12 protein-coding genes and 1 pseudogene are annotated in these 20253 nt (G+C 60.9%); 8 read left to right on the top strand and 5 right to left on the bottom strand.

The window, feature by feature from the left end; all coding sequences use genetic code 11:
• Window positions 1-4: 4 nt before the first annotated feature.
• From EL257_RS09300 to EL257_RS09285, 4 genes and pseudogenes are all read right to left on the bottom strand, one after another.
• A pseudogene (locus tag EL257_RS09300) lies at window positions 5-630 on the bottom strand (response regulator).
• A gap of 135 nt (window positions 631-765) precedes the next feature.
• Window positions 766-1188 (bottom strand): chemotaxis protein CheY, encoded by a 423-nt coding sequence (locus EL257_RS09295; RefSeq protein ID WP_126368037.1) that lies wholly within the window; start codon window positions 1186-1188, stop codon window positions 766-768.
• Between the two features lie 415 nt (window positions 1189-1603).
• Window positions 1604-2938: a lysine N(6)-hydroxylase/L-ornithine N(5)-oxygenase family protein gene (locus EL257_RS09290; RefSeq protein WP_126361881.1), complete on the bottom strand. Its 1335-nt coding sequence runs from the start codon at window positions 2936-2938 to the stop codon at window positions 1604-1606.
• A 132-nt stretch (window positions 2939-3070) separates the two neighbouring features.
• Complete coding sequence (locus tag EL257_RS09285) at window positions 3071-3553, bottom strand: sigma-70 family RNA polymerase sigma factor (protein WP_126361880.1); 483 nt, start codon at window positions 3551-3553, stop codon at window positions 3071-3073.
• Between the two features lie 320 nt (window positions 3554-3873).
• Between EL257_RS09285 and EL257_RS09280 the strand changes: the two genes are divergently transcribed.
• Genes EL257_RS09280 through EL257_RS09270 form a run of 3 tightly spaced genes read left to right on the top strand, consistent with a single transcriptional unit; the run spans window position 3874 to window position 8422 of the window.
• Complete coding sequence (locus tag EL257_RS09280) at window positions 3874-5046, top strand: efflux RND transporter periplasmic adaptor subunit (RefSeq protein WP_126361878.1); 1173 nt, start codon at window positions 3874-3876, stop codon at window positions 5044-5046.
• A complete protein-coding gene (locus EL257_RS09275; protein WP_126361876.1) occupies window positions 5047-7020 on the top strand; it encodes a MacB family efflux pump subunit in 1974 nt (657 codons plus the stop codon). It abuts the gene before it with no gap.
• 7 nt (window positions 7021-7027) lie between these two features.
• Window positions 7028-8422 (top strand): efflux transporter outer membrane subunit, encoded by a 1395-nt coding sequence (locus EL257_RS09270; protein ID WP_126361874.1) that lies wholly within the window; start codon window positions 7028-7030, stop codon window positions 8420-8422.
• Between the two features lie 178 nt (window positions 8423-8600).
• On the opposite strand, the gene EL257_RS09265 is transcribed toward EL257_RS09270, so the two are convergent.
• Window positions 8601-10220, bottom strand: a complete 1620-nt coding sequence (locus tag EL257_RS09265) for a PvdJ/PvdD/PvdP-like protein (RefSeq protein ID WP_126361872.1) — start codon at window positions 10218-10220, stop codon at window positions 8601-8603.
• Window positions 10221-10469: 249 nt separating this feature from the next.
• Between EL257_RS09265 and pvdM the strand changes: the two genes are divergently transcribed.
• The 5 genes from pvdM to EL257_RS09240 all read left to right on the top strand — a co-directional run bounded on the left by pvdM (window position 10470) and on the right by EL257_RS09240 (window position 20189).
• Window positions 10470-11840: a pyoverdine-tailoring dipeptidase-like protein PvdM gene (gene pvdM, locus EL257_RS09260; protein ID WP_126361870.1), complete on the top strand. Its 1371-nt coding sequence runs from the start codon at window positions 10470-10472 to the stop codon at window positions 11838-11840.
• Window positions 11837-13117: an aminotransferase class V-fold PLP-dependent enzyme gene (locus tag EL257_RS09255; protein ID WP_126361868.1), complete on the top strand. Its 1281-nt coding sequence runs from the start codon at window positions 11837-11839 to the stop codon at window positions 13115-13117. Before pvdM ends, EL257_RS09255 begins: the two co-directional genes overlap by 4 nt.
• Before the next feature lie 76 nt (window positions 13118-13193).
• Entirely contained in the window at window positions 13194-14075 is an 882-nt protein-coding gene (locus tag EL257_RS09250; RefSeq protein WP_419866616.1) for a formylglycine-generating enzyme family protein, read from the top strand.
• A 161-nt stretch (window positions 14076-14236) separates the two neighbouring features.
• Window positions 14237-15898, top strand: coding sequence for a cyclic peptide export ABC transporter (locus tag EL257_RS09245; protein WP_126361864.1), 1662 nt, complete (start codon window positions 14237-14239; stop codon window positions 15896-15898).
• Between the two features lie 127 nt (window positions 15899-16025).
• Window positions 16026-20189, top strand: a complete 4164-nt coding sequence (locus tag EL257_RS09240; RefSeq protein ID WP_232013071.1) for an amino acid adenylation domain-containing protein — start codon at window positions 16026-16028, stop codon at window positions 20187-20189.
• Window positions 20190-20253: the final 64 nt, after the last annotated feature.

Raw genomic sequence — 20253 nt, 5'->3', positions numbered from 1 at the left:
CGCCTCAGATCAACTGGTTGCGCTTGGCAAAACCACGCAGGTGCACCACTGAATTCAACCCGAGTTTTTTCATCAGTCGGGTTTTATAGGTGCTGATGGTTTGTGGCTCAGAAGCATCTCTTCGGCAATGGCCTTGTTGGCCTTGCCCTGCGCCAGTTGCTGGAAAATGCTCAACTCGCGATCGGACAGCTGATCAATCATCTGTTTTTCGGTGAGTTGCATCGTATTGAGCGTATTGGCGCTGTCAGGCAGTGAGCTGAAATAGGTGTAACCCGACATCACCGCCTGAATGGCTTTGTGCAATTGTTGCAGGTCATTGGTTTTGGTCACGTAGGCCATGGCGCCGGCGCGAACGCAGCGTTCCTGATAGAACATGGGGTCGTGCGAGCTGAAGATCAGCACCCGGCAGTCCAGCTCGTTGGCCTTGATTCTGGCCAGCACATCCAGGCCGTCGAGCGCTGGCAAACGCAGATCCAGCACCACCAGCCTTGGCTTGAACTCGCGAATCAGCGGCACCACCTCGCTGCCGTTAGAGACTTCGCGAATGTCCTTGAAGCCCTCGTTTTGCAGGACGATCCTGATGGCGGCCCGCACTACTGGATGATCGTCGACGATCAGCGCTGACTTCATGAATACTCCCAGTGCAAGACATGACGATGACGCCACGGTCGTCGCGGATTGCTGACGTTGTGGCTGCGCACGGACTGTTGCACGGAACAGCTCGGGGTTCACCTGTCAGACCTGACAGTTGCGAGACAGTGGAATTTATGCATAAGCGCGCTGCGGCGACGGCCGTTCCTGCTTCCACCGGAGGGCATCGACCACCGCCATCAAGTCTCTGATGAGCTGCGCACCAGGCAATGCCATATGACTGATTTGCAGGTTGTCCCGCACGACGCCGGAGGTCGTATCCGCGGGCCCCGAAGGTTCGTTGTAAATCAAGGCGTGACGAACCTGGGGGTTATCGAGGAAAAACCCGCGCAGATCCAGCGAGTGCGCCGCAAGCTCCGCATTGATCACCACCACATCGAATGGCTGGCAGCCATAGTCCACCAGCGTCAACAGTTCGGCGAGATTTTGCGCTGGCGCCACTCGGTAATACTCCAGCCCGTTGAACAGACGCTCGATTTTCATTCGCTGAAAATGCTGCGGATCAGCGATCAGAATGCGCAGGGCTTTATTGATCATGATCAAACTCCCGGAGGTCAGATTTTTCGATGGCGCAAGACTACGCAAGGACCAAGGCAGGATCTGTAGGACTATTCCTAAAAAACCGGTCATTGATCCGAGGTTTGCTCTGTCAATCTGCAGGAAAATGCCGACCGCCATCATGATGGCGGTCATCAGCAGGAGCCCGACCACGAACCGGCCAGACTGGATCAGCGTCTGCTGATTCGGGGTGGTGGCATCGAACACGTATCACATCAAGGCAAACGTGGTGATGTCGAAGATTGCGGGTACTCAGGAAGGATTCAGGAACAGAATGTGTGCCGTTTTTGATGACCCCTTCACGAGCAGGCTCGCTCCCACATTTGTCCTGCGTACACAGAACCATTGTGGGAGCGAGCCTGCTCGCGAAGGCGGTGTATCAAGCAATGCCGATTCAGCTGGCCGTCGCCAACAGCAGATCCGCCATCGACCGGTGCCCTCGGTGCTTGCCGTGCTCATACAGCGAGCCGGCGATCTCATCGGCACGAATCGGCAGCACCGACAGCAACGTGTCGCTCAGACCGTGGCTGGCCTGGCAGAAGCCCTGCATGTAGATACCCGCCTTGCAACGTTCGTCAGTGATCACGCGGTAATTGCGATCAACCTCGAATTCGCCCAGATATTCTTCCAGCGGCGCCAGCAATTTGCGGTGCATCTGGCGCTCGTAACCGGTGGCGAGCACCACGGCGTCGTAATGGCGCACGGTCACTTCGCCGGTAGCGTTGTTGCGCACGGCAAGTTCGATACCGTTCTCGGTGGCGGTGGCTTTCTCGATGGTCGTCAGGGTGCGGAACGCATGGCGGGCAACCCCGGAAACCTTCTGGCGATAGAAGATCCCGTAGATACGCTCGATCAGATCGATGTCGACCACCGAGTAATTGGTGTTGTGGTATTCGTTGACCAAGCGCTCGCGTTCGACGCTGTTCTGCTGGAACACCAGATCAGTGAACTCCGGCGAAAACACTTCGTTGACGAACGGGCTGTCGTCCGCAGGCTTCAACGCCGAACCGCGCAGGATCATGTCGACCTGCACCGACGGGAACGAATCGTTCAGGTCGATAAAGGCTTCCGCCGCGCTCTGGCCGCCGCCGATGATCGCAATGCTCATCGGCTGGTTGTTCACACACGGCTGCCGGGCCATTTGTGACAAGTATTGCGAGTGGTGGAATACGCGACTGTCGCCCTTGAGCGCCTTGAAAGCTTCCGGAATACGCGGCGTACCGCCAGCGCTGACTACCACCGAACGCGCAGTCCGCACGAATTGCTGGCCGTCGCTGCCACGGGAAATCACCCGTAGCGCTTCGACCTGATGGTTATGCAGCACCGGCTCGATGGTCAGCACTTCTTCACCGTAACGGCTCTGCTCGGTGAACTGCCCGGCGACCCAGCGCAGATAGTCGTTGTATTCCATGCGGCACGGGTAAAAGGTGCCGAGATTGATGAAGTCGACCAGACGGCCATGGTCCTTCAGATAATTGACGAACGAATACGGGCTGGTCGGATTGCGCAGGGTCACCAGATCCTTGAGGAAGGAAATCTGCAGCTCGCTTTGCGTCGACAGCGTGTTGCCATGCCAGCTGTAGTTGGCCTGCTTGTCGAGAAACAGCACATCCAGTTCGCCCTGGGTCGGACCGCGCTCTTGCAGAGCGATGGCCAGCGCCAGGTTCGAAGGGCCGAAACCGACGCCGATCAGGTCGTGAACGATGGGCGATGCAATTGCCTGTGTCATTTCCAGTGTCCTCTGGATGAACCCCTCAACCGTGGGGATAAAGCCTGGGTGACCTGACCGGCCCGAAGCAGGGCAGCAGATCGTCTGTTGAGTAGGAACGAGGACGGTGAAACAAAATTTACCAGGCGAGGATCAATGGGCGTCCCATTGTTTGATGCGCCACCGGCAATGCTTCATGGCATTGACGATGTGTTTTTCCACCAGTGCTTTGGAAATACCCAGGCTTGTGGCGATTTCGTTGTGCGACAGGCCTTCGATCTTGCGCAGCAGAAAACTTTCGCGACACAGCGGTGACAGTTCCGCGAGTGCGCGCTGGAGCATTTCCAGGCGTTGACCGTGATCGAGGCTGCCATGTGGCGACGGGGTGAAATAGCGCTCTTCATTGTCGAGCACTTCCAGCGACTCGACCTGGCGCAAGGCATTGCGTCGATGATCATCGATGACCAGATTCAAGGCCGTGCGATAAAGAAACGCCCGGGGTTGTTCGATGGGCGTGTCACTGGAACGCTCCAGCACCCGCAGATAGGCGTCATGCACCACATCCTCGGCAACCTGGCGGTTGCCCAGCTTGGCGTTCAGGAAACACACCAGCTCGCGATAGTAGTTTTCCAACATGACTCCCGGCCGCAGCACTGCGGTTTCGATCCTTGAGCCACATCCGCCACGTCAAAACGACAGTGGCACGATGCTGGCAGTTTCAGATGCGTAATTTATAGTAATTCTCATATAGATTTAAAGCGCTGTTTCGATTTGCCCGATAAATTGTTGGCAGCTATACCTGTTGCCGCGCATTTCAAGGCTTAAATAAACTCTCGCGTCCCTCGTTTAAAGGACAGCTCCCCGTATCTGTCGCTTTGCGCGCCAGCGTCCGGTCGTGGCCCCGCGTGCGGTGCCGACTGGATGACGGATCGATTTTCCACTGGCCGGAACCCTGCATGAAACGTCCCCGCCCCGCCCGACGCGCCCTGCTCGCAGCCCTTTGTCTGATTCCCGTCGTCGCCGTCGCCACCTGGCAAATTCTGCCGCCGGGGCGGGATCAGTACGCCACCGTGCAAGTCAGTCGCGGTGATATTGAAAGCAGCGTGACTGCGCTGGGCACGTTGCAGCCGCGGCGCTACGTGGATGTCGGCGCCCAGGCGTCCGGACAGATCCGCAAAATTCACGTCGAAGTCGGCGATGTGGTCAAGCAGGGGCAATTGCTCGTTGAAATCGACCCATCGACGCAAAAAGCCAAACTCGACGCCAGCCAGTTCTCGATTGAAAACCTCAAGGCGCAATTGCAGGAACAACAGGCGCAGCACGAACTTGCGCAACAGAAGTATCAGCGCCAGCAGCATCTCGCGGCGGGTGGCGCGACTCGCGAAGAAGACGTGCAAACCGCGCGCGCCGAACTCAAGGCCACGCAGGCGCGTATCGACATGTTCCGCGCCCAGATCCGGCAGGCCGAAGCGAGCCTGCGCAGCGATCAGGCGGAGCTTGGCTACACGCGCATTTACGCGCCGATGGAAGGCACCGTGGTCGCCCTCGATGCCCGCGAAGGCCAGACACTCAATGCCCAACAACAGACCCCGCTGATCTTACGCATTGCCAAACTGTCGCCGATGACCGTGTGGGCCGAGGTCTCCGAAGCGGATATCGGCCACGTCAAACCCGGCATGACGGCTTATTTCACCACGCTGAGCGGCGGTAGCCGGCGCTGGAGCAGCACTGTTCGGCAGATTCTGCCCGTGCCGCCCAAACCGCTGGACCAGACCAGCCAGGGCGGCGGCAGTCCCGCCAGCTCGAACAAAAGCGGCAGCGCCCGGGTAGTGCTGTATACCGTGCTGCTTGATGTCGACAACGGCGACAACGCCTTGATGGCCGAAATGACCACGCAGGTGTTCTTCGTTGCCGATCAGGCGAAAGACGTCCTCACCGCCCCGGTCGCGGCCCTGCAGAGCGCAAGTGCAGAGAATCGGCAAACGGCGCAGGTCGTCGCGGCCAATGGCGAGATCCAGCGGCGCGAAGTGCGGACGGGGATCAGTGATCGGCTCAAGGTGCAGATTCTCGAGGGCCTGAAGGAAGGCGATCACTTGCTGATCGGTCCGGCCGATGGCAGCGGAGGCTGAATGCAAACGCCCCTGATCGACCTGCAGGACATCCGCAAATCCTACGGCGGCGGCGATGCACCTGAAGTGCACGTACTGCGCGGTATCGACCTGTCGATCCACGCGGGTGAATTCGTGGCGATTGTCGGTGCGTCCGGGTCCGGCAAGTCAACGCTGATGAACATTCTTGGCTGCCTCGACCGCCCGACCGCTGGCGAATACCGCTTCGCCGGCGAAAACGTTGCCGGCCTGGACAGCGACGAGTTGGCCTGGCTGCGCCGCGAAGCCTTTGGTTTTGTATTTCAGGGCTACCATCTGATCCCGTCCGGCTCGGCTCAGGAAAACGTCGAGATGCCGGCGATCTATGCCGGCACCCCCGCCGCCGAACGCCATGCGCGTGCTGCCGCCCTGCTCGAACGCCTGGGACTGGCCTCACGCACGGGCAATCGCCCGCATCAACTGTCGGGCGGCCAGCAACAGCGAGTGTCGATTGCCCGCGCCTTGATGAACGGCGGCCACATCATCCTCGCCGACGAACCGACCGGCGCCCTCGACAGCCACAGCGGCAAAGAAGTCATGGCGTTGCTCGATGAGCTGGCGAGCCAGGGCCACGTGGTCATCCTGATCACCCACGACCGGGAAGTCGCGGCCCGCGCCAAGCGCATCATCGAAATCAGCGATGGCCTGATCATCAGCGACAGCGCCCGCGACAACCCCAGCGCGCAGACCACCGCCAACCCCGGCGCCTTGCAGGCCGTCGATCTGCGCAAACGCCTGAGCGAGGGCGCCGAAGCCACCGGCGCCTGGAAAGGCGAACTGGTCGACGCGTTGCATGCGGCGTGGCGGGTAATGTGGATCAACCGCTTCCGCACGGCGCTGACCCTGCTCGGCATCATCATCGGTGTCGCGTCCGTGGTGGTGATGCTCGCGGTCGGCGAAGGCAGCAAGCGCCAGGTCATGGCACAAATGGGCGCGTTCGGTTCCAACATCATTTACCTCAGCGGCTCGGCCCCCAACCCGCGCACGCCGTCAGGCATCGTCACCCTCGACGATGTGCATGCCCTGGCGAGTCTGCCGCAAGTGCAGCGCATCATGCCGGTCAACGGTGCCGACGCCGGGGTGCGCTTCGGCAATGCCGACCACCTGAGTTATGTCGGCGGCAACGACACCAATTTCCCGGCGATCTTCAACTGGCCGGTGGTTCAGGGCAGCTACTTCACCGAAGCCGATGAGCTCAACGCCGCCGCCGTCGCGGTGATCGGTCACAAGGTTCGGAGCAAATTGCTCAAGGATGTCGCCGACCCCATCGGCCAATACATCCTGATCGAGAACGTGCCGTTCCAGGTGGTCGGGGTGCTGGCAGAAAAAGGTGCAAGCTCCGGCGACTCGGACAGCGACAACCGCATCGCCGTGCCCTACTCCGCCGCCAGCGTCCGCCTCTTCGGCACGCGCAATCCCGAATATGTCGTGATCGCCGCTGCGGACGCGCGCAAGGTCAAGGAAGCCGAACACGCCATCGAACAATTGATGTTGCGCCTGCATAACGGCAAGAAGGATTTCGAACTGACCAACAACGCCGCGATGATCCAGGCCGAGGCGCGCACACAAAACACCCTGTCGCTGATGCTTGGTTCGATTGCGGCGATTTCGCTGCTGGTCGGCGGCATCGGCGTGATGAACATCATGCTCATGACCGTACGCGAACGAACCCGCGAAATCGGCATTCGCATGGCCACTGGCGCTCGCCAGCGCGACATCCTGCGCCAGTTCCTGACCGAAGCGGTGATGCTCTCGGTGGTGGGCGGCATCGCCGGCATCGTCCTGGCCTTGATAGTCGGCGGTGCGCTGGTGCTCAGTGAAGTCGCCGTAGCGTTTTCGTTGATGGCGGTGCTCGGTGCCTTTGGCTGCGCCCTGGTTACCGGTGTTGTCTTCGGCTTCATGCCGGCCCGCAAAGCAGCCCGGCTCGACCCGGTTACGGCCCTTACCAGTGAATGATCGCTCTATGAAACCGCGCCTCAGTCTATTGACCGCTTGCCTGATGCTCAGCGCTTGCGGCAGTTCCCCGCAACGCCCGGACAGCGATATCGTGCCGCCCGCTGCCTGGCAATCGCCGCACCGCGCCGACGCCGAACTAGATGCGTCGCGCTGGTGGACGCGCTTCGCCAGCCCGCAACTCGATCAACTGATCAATCAGGCCAGGGTCGGCAGTTACGACCTGGCCGCTGCCATCGCTCGCGTGCGCCAGGCACGTGCCGATACGGCGATTGCCGGCGGCTCGCAGCTGCCGGAAATCCAGGGCACCGGCAATGCCAATCGGCAAAAGCTGTTGCGTGGCGATGGCTACCGCCAGCTGGACGCCGACAGCAGCAACAAGGCTGTTGATTACTTCGACGTCGGCCTCAACGCCAGCTACGAAATCGACTTCTGGGGCGGCAAGCGCGCCTCTCGCGACAGTGCGCAATTCAGCCTGCAAGCCAGCGAGTTCGATCGCGCCACCGTCGAGTTGACCCTGCTCAGCGGCGTCGCCAACAGCTACACGCAGGTGCTGTCGCTGCAGGAACAAAGTCGAATTGCCCAACTCAATCTGGCCAACGCACAAAACGTTCTGCAACTGGTGCAGACGCGTTACGACGCCGGCTCCGCCACCGCATTGGAACTGGCTCAGCAGAAAAGTCTGGTGGCCGCGCAACAACGCCAATTGCCGACCGTTCGGCAACAGGCCGAGGACGCCCGCATTGCGCTGGCCGCACTACTCGGTCGCCCGGTGCAAGATTTGCCGGACACTCACGAGTCATTCGATCAGTTGCAATGGCCGCAGATCAGCGCCGGCCTGCCCAGCGAACTGCTGACCCGCCGCCCGGACATCGCCCGTGCCGAGGCGCAACTGGCCGCAGCCCAAGCGAATGTCACCGTGGCCCGCGCGGCGATGCTGCCGAAAATCACCCTGAGCGCGAGTATCGGCTCAGGCGCCAACCAGGCGGGCGATCTGTGGCGCAGTCCGTTCTACAACCTCACTGGCGGGCTTATCGCTCCGATCTTCAATAATGGGCGGCTGCGCGCCGAACGCGACAAGGCCACGGCCCGCCAGGAAGAGTTGCTGGAGACTTATCGAGGGGCAATCATCAACGGTTTCGCCGACGTCGAAAAAGCCCTCAACAGCATTCGCGGCCTCGATGAACAGCGGCGGTGGCAAAGCGAAGAATTGAATCAGGCACAAAGCGCATTCGACATTGCCCAGAGCCGCTATCAGGCCGGCGCCGAAGACTTGCTGACCGTGCTCGAAACCCAGCGCACGCTGTATGCGGCCCAGGACCAGAACGTGCAACTGCGGCTTTCACGCATGCAGGCGAGCATTGCCTTGTACAAGGCACTTGGCGGCGGGTGGCAGGCACTGTAATCACTCTGTGGGAGCTGGCTTGCCAGCGATGAGGCCGCCACTCCCAACATCAAAGTTGCCTGACACAACGCCATCGCTGGCAAGCCAGCTCCCACAATGACTCAAGGTGTTGCAGCAATTGCGGCCCAACACAAAACCTGTGGGAGCGAGCCTGCTCGCGAAGAACAATGACGCGGTCTCAAGCCGAGGTTTGTTTTGGCTTGAGATTACGCGCATACCACGGCCGTTGCGGAACACGACGAAACAGTCCGGCGAGCTTGTCTTCGTCATTGAGGAAGGTGATGCGCAACGCCAGCTTCATGGTTTCCGGATCCATCTCTACGGTTTTGCCGGTCTGCAATCCCGGCGTGGTGCTACAGCCATGGGTGACTGGCCCCAGCCACGGATCATCGATCTCCACCCAGCGTCCCGGCGCAAACCACGGCACGCCGTTGACCTGCAAACGACTGACCTCGCCCGGATGAAACCGCTCGTGCGCCCGGAACCAGTCTTCGATGCGGTCATCGATCCAGCCATGGAAGTGCCAGAACGATGGATTGACGTGAGATGAAAACGGGTCGCCGAGGAAGTCATTCTCCGGGCCGTACCAGCGCGCAGCGAAGTCCGCCGGATCACGGGCGAAAGGCACCGGCTGACCGTTGGAGGGATCGCGTGGCACCGACGCCCAGCGCATGTGCAGCCAGTCGTGCAGCCCCAGTTCCACCTCCGAACCGAACTGGCCGAGTGTGAGCCTGGCCAGATAGGCCGGATCGCGGTATTGCGATTCCCAGACCTGAAAGTTGCTTTCGTAAGTCTCGGCGGTCTTCAGATCACTGACCCACTTGCTGTATTCGTCGTCGCCGTCGGCCAGCCATGGGGGCGGCAGTGCCGTGCCATCGTGATTGTCGAAGTAACGAGCGAAACCCGGGCGATCACGGAGCAGTTCCGGCTGGGGCAGCGGGAAAAACTCCCACGACGGCAGATCCTGCATCGAGCGCGCAGTGCCGAGCATGTGCCGGTGCATGAAAAAAAAGTCCACGCCGGAGCCGTTGCGATCCTTGCGCGGGCCACGGGCGTCGCGCTCCTTGTCGCGCGGCCCGGGTTGCCAGCCGATGCCGCGCAGTGCTTCGCGCTTGTCCTCGGCCAGGGTGTGCCACTTGTCTCGCGTTGCATGCCACAACTGGTGAAACAGTCGGTGCTCGGGAGAAATCAACCAAGCCAGCAGTGTCGGATTCAGCGGCGTACGCTGGCGCGCCTCGGGAAACAGGCGCTTGACCGCGACGAAGCCGTTGTCCTGTTCCGGCAGGGCCAAGGGGCGATCCAGGCGCCAGGCTTTGCCGCTCAACGTCCCTTTGCCGGCGTTGCCGAAATCGGCCCAGACCTCATCAAGGATCATCTCCAGTTCATAGTTGATCTGGCCCTGCGCGCCTATCAAACGCCACGTCAGCTTCGCCGCATCGGCGCCGGCCAGATCGCCGACAATTCGGTAACGCGGCGTTTCGCCGGAACGCAGACGCTCTGGCGTATCGAGGAACCCGCAGACGCCACGGCCCTTTTGGCCGATGTCGAGAAACACCTGCAAACCGGTCGGCGGCAACCCGTCCAGGCCCGCATCCCGACCTTCGAAACGAATATCCCAGACACCGCGCAAAGCGCTGGCCAAGCGTTGCCCGGCGAGGTCGGCGACGTCGAAAGACGCTTCGCCAGGGGTGATCGTCGGATCCGGTTTCGTCCATTCGCGATGCCCAAAATAAGCTGCAGGCACGGCTGCGCCGGTCAGCGCCAGGCCCGCCATGAACCATCGTCGAGAAATCTTCATTGCCCTACCTGTGTCAGCCATGAAGCAGGCTTTATCCAAGCTAGAACGTTTGTTGCGCAGGTAAATTTATGTGGTTTGAAAAGATCGCAGCCTTCGGCAGCTCCTACATGGAATGCATATCCCTGTAGGAGCTGCCGAAGGCTGCGATCTTTTAAGCTGGCAAGCTAAATTCCCCGGTCATCCGCTCGTTCTTCCCAGATAGCAAAGGCTTTGCGCCTGCACTCGATGGCGAACCCGACTGAGATGGCAATGACAAAACCACGTTCGAAAAAAGCGTTATTCATCGGCCTGCCGCTGGCGCTGGCGATCAGTGCCGGCGCAGGCTTTGCCGTATGGCATCACTGGTTCAAGGACGACCTCGGCTATTCCGCCAAGATCGTGAAACAGGCCGATGAATTGCACGAACGCATGCTGTCCTTCGACAGCCACGTCAGCCTGACCCAGAACTTCGGCACCGATGGTCACGAAGCCGACAAGGATGGCAGCGGCCAGTTCGATCTGGCGAAGGCCAGCCGCGGACGCCTGTCCGGAGCGGCGCTGACCATATTCGGCTGGCCGGAAATGTGGAATGGCCCCGACGCGCCTCACAAACCTACCGCCGGCTTCATCGATGAAGCGCGCAATCAGCAGGAGATCCGTTACAAGATCATCTCCGGCATGGTGCGCGACTTTCCCAATCAAGTGGCAATCGCCTATACCCCGGACGACATGCGCCGCCTGCATGGCGAAGGCAAGTTCGCGATTTTCATCAGCATGCTCAACGCCTACCCGCTCGGGCATGATCTCGACTTGCTGAACCTGTGGACGGCGCGCGGCATGCGCATGTTCGGCTTCAGTTATATCGGCAACAACGACTGGGCCGATTCGTCGCGCCCGCTGCCGTTTCTGAATGATTCGCCGGATGCCCTTGATGGCCTCTCCGATCTGGGCAAGCAGGCGGTCAAGCGCCTCAACGATCTGGGGGTGATCATTGACGTGTCGCAGATGTCGACCAAGGCCCTCGAGCAAGTCGCGCAATTGAGCCGCACGCCGCTGATTGCCTCGCATTCGGCGCCGCGGGCGATGGTCGACATTCCGCGCAATCTCAGCGACAAGGAAATGCAGCTGATCAAGAACAGCGGCGGCGTGGTACAGATCGTGGCGTTCTCGCAATACCTGCGTCCGTTGACCCAAAAGACCCAGGATCGCCTCAACGAGCTGCGCGCGGAATTCGATCTGCCCCCCCTGCCGAATCTGGCGATGGCACTGATGCCGGGCGACCCGATCATCGCCGCCTGGTCCGAGCAAAAGTTCGGCCTGTATGCCAGCCGCCTCTACGCGATCCTCGAAGAGGAACCCAAAGCCAGCCTCAAGGATCTCGGCGACGCCATCGAGTACGCGGTGCGCAAGATCGGCATCGACCATGTCGGCATCAGCTCCGACTTCAACGAGGGCGGCGGCGTCAAAGGTTTCGAGAACGTCGGCCAGATCCGTAACGTCACCGCTGAACTGCTCTCGCGTGGCTATTCCGAGGCGGACATCGGCAAGCTCTGGGGCGGCAACTTTCTGCGCGTCTGGGATGAGGTCGAAAAAGCCGCAAAACCCGCGCTGGCCAACGCTCAGGGAACGACGCAGCCATGAGTAATCGTCGTGATTTCCTGAAACAGGCGGGACTGCTCGCCGCCGCGCTGCCATTGGGCGCCAGCCTGCCGAACATCGCCAGTGCCGCCGCGACAGCGCCAACGCCGCGCAACAAGTGGGCGCAGTTGCAGCAATTGTTCGATCAGGATCCGGACTGCCTGCATTTTTCCAACTTCCTGATCACCTCGCACCCCAAACCAGTGCGCGACGCAATCGAACGGCATCGCGCCGACCTCGACAAAAACCCAGGTCTGGCCATGGACTGGGACTTGGGCGTGATCGAGCAACGCGAGGAAAACGTCCGCGTCTGGGCCGGCCAATACCTGCAAGCCAGCGCAAAACAGATCGCCCTGACCGGCAGCACCACGGAAGGCCTGACGATGATCTACGGTGGCGCGCACGTGCGCCCCGATCAGGAAATTCTCACCACCGTCCACGAACACTATGCCACCCACACCATCCTCGCTTTGCGCAAGGAACGTGAGGGTACACAGGTGCGCAAGATCCGCCTGTTCAAGGATCCGCAGACCGCCACCAAAGAACAGATCCTCGCCGCCATCGACGCCGCCATCCGCCCGCAAACCCGCGTGCTGGGCATGTGCTGGGTGCATTCAGGCAGCGGCATGAAACTGCCGATCGGTGACATCGGCGCCATCGTCGACAAACACAACCGTGGCCGCAGCGATGCTGACCGGATCATTTACGTGGTCGACGGCGTGCACGGTTTCGGCGTGGACAATTTGAGCTTCGCGCAGATGAACTGCGACTTCTTCATCGCCGGTACCCACAAGTGGATGTTCGGCCCACGGGGCACCGGCATCGTCTGCAGCCGCTTTGAAGAAGTCAGATACGTTACGCCGATCACCCCGACCTTCTCCGAGGCCACCGCGTTTTCCACCACCATGACGCCGGGCGGCTATCACGCGTTCGAACATCGCTGGGCGCTGGACGAAGCCTTCAAGTTGCACTTGCAATTGGGCAAAGCCGACGTCGAAGCGCGCATCCACGCGCTCAACAGTTACCTGAAAAAACGCCTGCTGGAACACCGGCAAATCGAACTGGTCACGCCGCTGAGTCCGCAACTGTCGGCCGGTTTCACCTTCTTCCGGGTCAAGGGCCAGGACGGCGACAAGGTCGCTGCGTATCTGATGCAGAACCGGGTGATTGCCGACGCGGTGAATCGCGACGTCGGACCGGTGATTCGCACGGCACCCGGTCTGCTCAACGACGAAGGACAGATTGATCGTTTCATGGCGCTGTTGGCCAGACAGCTCTAAGCGCCCCGCCCCCGGTTTTCCTTTCAACCTGTTATCGAGAATCCTGATGAACAGTAGTGAACTGCGTATTTTTTCTATGAAGAGGCTGCCGGCGCTGGGTCTGGCCGCATTGCTCGGCGGGGTCCTTTGCGCACCCGCGCAAGCGGCCGAGCCGCTCAAGCCGGGCAAAGTCTTCAAGGACTGCAAGGACTGTCCGGAAATGGTCGTGCTGCCCACTGGCACGTTCACCATGGGCACCCCGGATGACGAAGTGGGCCGCGAGCCGGACGAAGGCCCGATGCACCCGGTGACCTTCGCCAAACCGCTGGCGATCAGCCGGTTCCAGGTGCTCAAAGGACAGTGGGACGCCTACCTGGCTGACACCGGCTATCAGATGCCCGATGGCGACAAACGTCCCGGTCGCGCGTGCAAGGCCGGCATTCCCGACTACGCGGGCAGCGATCCGAAAAAGCAGTACACCGACAAGCATCCAGCGGTGTGCATGGATTTCTCCGAGGCCGAGGCCTATGTGGCCTGGCTGTCGAAGAAAACCGGCAAAGCGTACCGGCTGGTCAGCGAATCACTGCGTGAATACGCCGCTCGCGCCGGCAGCGCCGGGCCATTCCCCTTCCCTTTCGATGAAGGCAAGGAATACAGCATCGCCAAACACGCCAACACCTATGGCGCGGCCGATGGCTACAACTTCACCGCCCCGGCGGGCCGGTTTGCGGCCAACGCATTCGGCGTTTACGACATGCACGGCAACATCTATGAATGGACGGCTGACTGCTACAACGAAAACTACGTCGGTGCGCCGAGTGATGGCAGCGCCTGGCTGACCGGCGACTGCAAGGTGCGCCGCATTCGAGGCAACGATTGGGGCGAAGCACCGGTGTTTTCGCGCTCGGGCAATCGCAATGCGACCTACAGCGACACGCGCGGCGACTGGATCGGTTTTCGCGTAGCGCGCGATCTGTAAAGACAGCTGTAACGGCACTCACCGGGCGTCGCTGGCCGCTCACTCGTCGCCTCAGCCTCGATAAACCCGTGGGCGGCTAAATCGCCGCCCGCGGGTTTCGTCTTTTAACCAGCCCAATCCTTGAAACGATGCCGTTAGCGGCACTAGAAGCGGAAACCTCCATGACCACAAAATCGCGCGGAGCCATCAGCGAAGTCCTCGGCCTGCTCAAGCCTTATCGGGTCGTCGTGGTGCTGTCGATCCTGCTCGGCATGCTCGGCGGCGTCAGCGTCACCGCGCTGCTGGCAACCATCAACAAAGCCCTGAACGGCACAGGCGTACCGTCGGTCACGGTGCTGGCGACATTTGCCGGTCTCTGCGCGTTTGCCCTGCTGACGTCGATTCTGTCGGACATCGGCACCAACCATGTCGGCCAGCACATCATCGCCGGTCTGCGTAAATCCCTCGGCGAAAAAGTCCTGCTGGCGCCGATCGAGCAGATCGAGCGGTTTCGCAGTCACCGCCTGATTCCGGTGTTGACCCACGATGTCGACACCGTCAGTGATTTCGCCTTTTCCTTCGCGCCGCTGGCTATCGCTTTCACCGTGACCCTTGGCTGCCTGGGCTACCTGGCCTACCTGTCGCTGCCGATGTTCGCCCTGTTGTTGATCGCGATCGTGATCGGCACCGTCGTTCAATACATTGCCCGCGCCAAAGGCATCAAAGGTTTCGAAGCAGCGCGCGAGGCCGAGGACGAACTGCAAAAGCATTACAGCGCGATTGCAGCGGGCGCCAAGGAATTGCGTATCCACCGCCCGCGCCGCCAGCGCATGTTCAGCCAGCGTATCGAAGGTACCGCTGATTACATCTGCAACACGCACATCCGTTCGATCAACACATTCGTCGTGGCAAAGACTTTCGGCTCGATGCTGTTTTTCGTGGTGATCGGCCTGGCGCTGGCTCTGCAATCGTTCTGGCTGGGCACTGACAAAGCCGTACTCAGCGGCTTCGTGCTGGTGCTGCTGTACATGAAAGGCCCGCTGGAATACCTGGTCACCACGCTGCCGGTGGTCAGTCGCGCGAACATTGCCTTCAAGCGCATCGCCGAACTGGCCGACCAGTTTTCCTCGCCAGAACCGCACTTGCTGCTGCGCGAATCCGCTCCTGCGAACCAGACGGCAGTACAACAGCTGCAAATGCGCAATGTGCATTACGCCTTCCCGGCGGTTAAGGGCAGCGCCGCGTTCGAACTCGGCCCGGTCAATCTGAACATTGCCCAGGGTGACATCGTGTTCATCGTCGGCGAGAACGGCGGCGGTAAAACCACCTTGATCAAATTGCTGCTCGGCCTCTATGCGCCACAGCGCGGCGAGGTGCTGCTCAATGGCCAGGTGGTCGATGCCCAGGCCCGCGATGACTACCGCCAACTGTTCACCACGATCTTCGCCGACTACTACCTGTTCGATGAGCTGGTACAGGGCGATCAGCAAGTGCCAGCGGACACCAGCCGTTATCTGGAACGTCTGGAAATCGCCCACAAGGTGAGCATTCACGACGGTGTTTTCAGCACCACTGACCTGTCCACCGGCCAGCGCAAGCGCCTGGCGCTGATCAACGCCTGGCTGGAAGAGCGTCCGGTGCTGGTGTTCGATGAATGGGCTGCCGATCAGGACCCGGCCTTCCGCCGGATTTTCTACACCGAGCTGCTGCCGGAGCTGAAGCAGATGGGCAAGACCATCATCGTCATCTCCCACGATGATCGTTATTTCGACGTCGCCGATCAGTTGGTGCGCATGGAGGGTGGCCGGGTCGTCACCCACAAGAAGCCGCTCGAGACCGCTTGATCGATTGCACCTTTGCAGCCGGTCGGGCAACTGTCCCGCCGGCCCTTCAATCCGAATGTTTATCGCCGTGGACCCGACTGACGGCCATGCCGTCAGCGCTCACGGTGCTGCCAACCACGAGAGCCCGATGAACGACTTACTCGATGATGAGGTACTGGCGCTGCTGATGGCAGATGCCGGCGAGCAATCCCAGGGCATCACCGCCCGCCACCACCGCGCCCCGGCCCCCCTCTCCTTCGCGCAACAGCGATTGTGGTTCGTGCAACAGCTGACGCCCGACAGTGCCGCCTATAACCTGCCACGCGCCGTGCGCCTGCGCGGTGTCTTGCAAGCACAGCGTCTGGAGCGCGCGTTGAACCAGGTCATCGATCGCCACGATGTCCTGCGCAGTGCGATTGTCGAAATCGACGGAGTCGCCATGCAAGTGGTCGATGCGCAGGCGACTCTGCAGTTGGGGTTCGCTGATCTGCGCGACTTCGACGCTGACACGCGCGAACAACAGATTGCTCAGCGCATCGCCAGCGAGGCCGGCGCGCCCTTCGATCTCAAGCAGGCGCCGTTGATGCGGGCAACCTTGCTGCAAGTCGCCGACACCGAACATTTGCTGCTGCTGAACATGCATCACATCGCTTCGGATGCCTGGTCCAACGCGATCCTGCTGCAGGATCTGACGCGCGCCTATGCACAAGCTGTGCAGGGCATCGATACGCCCCTGCCGCGTCCGCCCATTCAGTATGCCGACTACGCCGACTGGCAGCGCGGCGCCTACCTGCACAGCCCCGCCTGCAAAAACAGCGCTGAATACTGGCAACAGTATTTGGGCCAGACCCTGCCGCCACTCGATCTGCCGGTGGATTTTGCGCGCAATGAACAGCATCGCCATCCGGCCGGAAAGCATGACTTCAGCCTGCCCGATGCGCTGACGCAAGCGCTCAATCGCTTCTGCCAACAGCATGGCCTGACGCCGTTTGTGGTCGCATTGGGCGCCTGGCAACTGCTCTTGAGCCGCTACAGCGGCCAGTACGATTTCACGGTCGGCGTGCCTAATGCCTCACGCAACCGCAGTGAAACTCAGGATCTGGTCGGTTTTTTTGTCAGCACTCAGGTTTACCGCGTGCGCATCGATCGGCAGATGCCGTGCAAGGAGTTTCTGCTGCGTTTGCGCCGCGAATCGCTGGCCGCACTCGACCATGCCGACTACCCGCTGGAACTGAGTTTCGACGATCTTCAACTGCACAGCAGTCAGCACATCAATCCGCTTTTCCAGGTATTGTTCAACTGGCGCACCGACGCTGGCGCCTCGCTGCCAATGAATCTGGGCGAGCTGACGCTGGACTTTCTCGATGCCGGCAGCGGGCCGGCGAAGTTCGATCTGTCGCTGGATGTCAGTTATTCCCTAAACCGCATCGATGCCAACATCGAGTTCAGCTGCGACCTGTACAGCCCGACAACCATCGAGCGCCTGGCCGAGCATTGGCAGAATTTGCTGCACGCCATCACCGCACACACCGATGTCGCCCTGAGCGAATTGCCGCTGATGAGCGACGCTGAATGCCACCGGCAACGCGAAGCATGGAACCCGCCGGCGACGCCATTGCCGAGCGAAGGCGTCCATCAGCTTTTCGAGCGCCAGGCACGGGCCACTCCGCAAGCCCTTGCGCTGATCTGCGATGACGTGCACATGAGCTACGCCCAACTCAACTCGGCGGCGAATGGTCTGGCGCACACTCTGCTCGGCTGCGGCGTGGGCCCGGAAGTCCGCGTGGGCATCGCGGTCGAACGTTCGGCGCAGATGATCGTCAGCCTGCTGGCGGTGCTCAAGGCCGGCGGTGTGTACGTGCCTCTCGACCCCGAATACCCTCAGGAACGCTTGACCTGGATGATCGAAGACAGCGGCCTGAGCGTGCTGCTCAGCCAGCGTTCAGTGCTCGAGCGTCTGCCGGCGTCGCCTGCAGTCAGTGTTTTGTGCGTCGATGACATCGACCTCCTCGACAGCGCGAATACTGACAACCCGGCCTGCCACACCCAAGGCGATAACCTGGCGTACGTGATGTTCACCTCAGGTTCGACCGGCCGACCAAAAGGCGTCGGCATCACTCAGGCAGCACTGGCACGCCACGCGCAAGTGGCCCTGGATTTCCTCGACCTGACGCCTGCGGATCGCTCACTGCAATTTGCCACGTTCAACTTCGATGCCTTCGTCGAACAGCTGTTTCCGGCGCTGATTTGCGGCGCATCGGTGGTGGTGCGCGGGGCAGACATCTGGGACAGCGAAACCTGGTATCGGCAATTGCTCGACAAGCAATTCACGGTCAGTGACCTCACCACCACCTACTGGAACATGCTGGCGCGGGACTTTGCCGCCGCCGGTGTCCGTGACTACGGTTCATTGCGTCAGGTGATCGTCGGCGGTGAAGCCATGCCCCCGGAAGGTGTGGCCGCGTGGGGCAAGGCCGGTCTCGGTCATGTGCGCCTGCTCAACACCTACGGTCCGACAGAAACCACGGTCAGCGCCACGGTGCTCGATTGCAGTGACTACGTGACCGGGCAAACGCCGCTGCCGAAAACCATGCCGATCGGCCGGCCGCTGGGCGGACGGTGCATTTACCTGCTGGACAGCGGTGGCCAACCGGTACCGGTGGGCGTTGTCGGCGAGCTGGTGATCGCCGGCGATCTGTTGGCCCGAGGTTATTTCCAGCGCCCGGACCTGACCGCCGAACGCTTCATGCCCGATCCCTTCAGCGGCGCTGGCGGACGCCTGTACCGCACCGGCGATCTGGCCCGTTATCGCGCCGATGGCGTGATCGAATACGTCGGCCGGCTCGATCATCAGGTCAAGGTGCGCGGCTTCCGTATCGAACTGGGCGAGATCGAATCGTGCCTGCTGCAATCGTCAGCCGTTCGTGAAGCAGTGGTCATTGCCCGCGAAGGTTTGGCCGGGATGCAATTGGTGAGCTATGTCGTGCCGAGCGACAGTGCTCTAGCGCCTGACGTGTTGAGCGCGTCACTCAAGGCGCAATTGAAAAGTCGCCTACCCGCTTACATGGTGCCCAGCCACCTGCTGGTGCTGGTAGCCCTGCCCGTCAGCCCCAGTGGAAAACTCGATCGCAAGGCCTTGCCTCTGCCGGATTTCAGTCAGCCGCACCATCGTTTCAAAGCGCCGCAAACCCCATTGGAACAGGCACTGGCCGAACTCTGGCAAGAGACGCTGCGCGTTGAACGGGTCGGCCTCGATGACAATTTCTTTGAGTTGGGCGGACATTCGATTCTGGCGATTCAGTTCATTGCGGCGTTGAATGCACGCCTGGGCATCAAGCTCGCGCTTCAGCAAATGCTCGCCCACGCTACGGTCGAAGCCCTGGCGCAGTTCATTGCCATGGAACATCAGCAGCAAGCCCAATGCGTGGTCGAACTGTCGACCTCGGCCTCCACTGCGCCGCCGTTGTTCTGCCTGCATCCCAGCGGTGGCATCGTGTTCTGTTATCAGCCGCTGGCGAAACGTCTGAGCCAACACGCGCGCACGTTTGGCGTAATGCACAAGGGCTTCGCCGACAAAGACGCGCACGCGCAGACCTGGGCGCAAATGATCAGCGACTACACGCGACAGATCATCGACAAGCAGGCCGATGGCCCGTATCGCTTGATGGGCTGGTCGCTGGGCGGCTCCATCGCCATGGACATTGCTGCCGAATTGGAGCGTCAGGGGCGCGAAGTCAGCTTCCTCGGCCTAGTCGATACCACGCTGCCGGACAGCCTGTTGCCGGCAGATCTGCCGCGCAAACCGTTGGAGGAAGAGAATCCCGAGTACTTCAGCGCGCAAAACGAACTGGCAACGGCAGCGGAAATGTTCAGCCTGATGTTTGCGCATCTGGCAGAACCGGCGGCACACTTTCTCGCCGAGAATCCGCAGAGCGATCTCAAGGCCTTCTATCAATGGGCCAGTCAACAGGCCGCCACCAGCGAGCAGGAAATGGTGACAACGCTGGAAGCGATCAAACAGGAAATCATGAACGCCCAGGCGTTCGCGATCCATGATCGGCTGGTGAAGTCCTATGACGCCTTCACACTGCCGACCCTCAAGGTCGAAGCCAGTTGCTGGTGGTCGCTGTCACACAAGACCCTCGAGCAGGTGCTGCACTCGGAACAAGTGCTGCGTGATCACACCGTCAGCGGACGACTGCAAGGCTCGGTGCATTCGACCCTGCCGCATCGCAGCATGATCTACGGGGAATCTTTGCTGGAATCGTTTGAATCGGTGTTTCTGGCGTGTGAGGCGGCACTGAACCGCTGACCACCACCTCGGCAAACGAAAACGCAGAAGCGCTGGCTTCTGCGTTTTTTTTTGCCGATCAGAC

The sequence above is a fragment of the Pseudomonas fluorescens genome (genome assembly GCF_900636825.1).
Classification (GTDB): Bacteria; Pseudomonadota; Gammaproteobacteria; order Pseudomonadales; family Pseudomonadaceae; genus Aquipseudomonas; species Aquipseudomonas fluorescens_BG.
Note: the sequence above shows the minus strand (reverse complement) of the source record. Positions and strands in the feature narration are given on the sequence as shown.

Bases quoted from the DNA above. Each gene is read 5' to 3' on its own strand.
- EL257_RS09295 (WP_126368037.1), bottom strand. From the start codon at position 1,188: ATGATCAATAAAGCCCTGCGCATTCTGATCGCTGATCCGCAGCATTTT.
- EL257_RS09290 (WP_126361881.1), bottom strand. From the start codon at position 2,938: ATGACACAGGCAATTGCATCGCCCATCGTTCACGACCTGATCGGCGTC.
- EL257_RS09285 (WP_126361880.1), bottom strand. From the start codon at position 3,553: ATGTTGGAAAACTACTATCGCGAGCTGGTGTGTTTCCTGAACGCCAAG.
- EL257_RS09280 (WP_126361878.1), top strand. From the start codon at position 3,874: ATGAAACGTCCCCGCCCCGCCCGACGCGCCCTGCTCGCAGCCCTTTGT.
- EL257_RS09275 (WP_126361876.1), top strand. From the start codon at position 5,047: ATGCAAACGCCCCTGATCGACCTGCAGGACATCCGCAAATCCTACGGC.
- EL257_RS09270 (WP_126361874.1), top strand. From the start codon at position 7,028: ATGAAACCGCGCCTCAGTCTATTGACCGCTTGCCTGATGCTCAGCGCT.
- EL257_RS09265 (WP_126361872.1), bottom strand. From the start codon at position 10,220: ATGAAGATTTCTCGACGATGGTTCATGGCGGGCCTGGCGCTGACCGGC.
- pvdM (WP_126361870.1), top strand. From the start codon at position 10,470: ATGACAAAACCACGTTCGAAAAAAGCGTTATTCATCGGCCTGCCGCTG.
- EL257_RS09255 (WP_126361868.1), top strand. From the start codon at position 11,837: ATGAGTAATCGTCGTGATTTCCTGAAACAGGCGGGACTGCTCGCCGCC.
- EL257_RS09250 (WP_419866616.1), top strand. From the start codon at position 13,194: ATGAAGAGGCTGCCGGCGCTGGGTCTGGCCGCATTGCTCGGCGGGGTC.
- EL257_RS09245 (WP_126361864.1), top strand. From the start codon at position 14,237: ATGACCACAAAATCGCGCGGAGCCATCAGCGAAGTCCTCGGCCTGCTC.
- EL257_RS09240 (WP_232013071.1), top strand. From the start codon at position 16,026: ATGAACGACTTACTCGATGATGAGGTACTGGCGCTGCTGATGGCAGAT.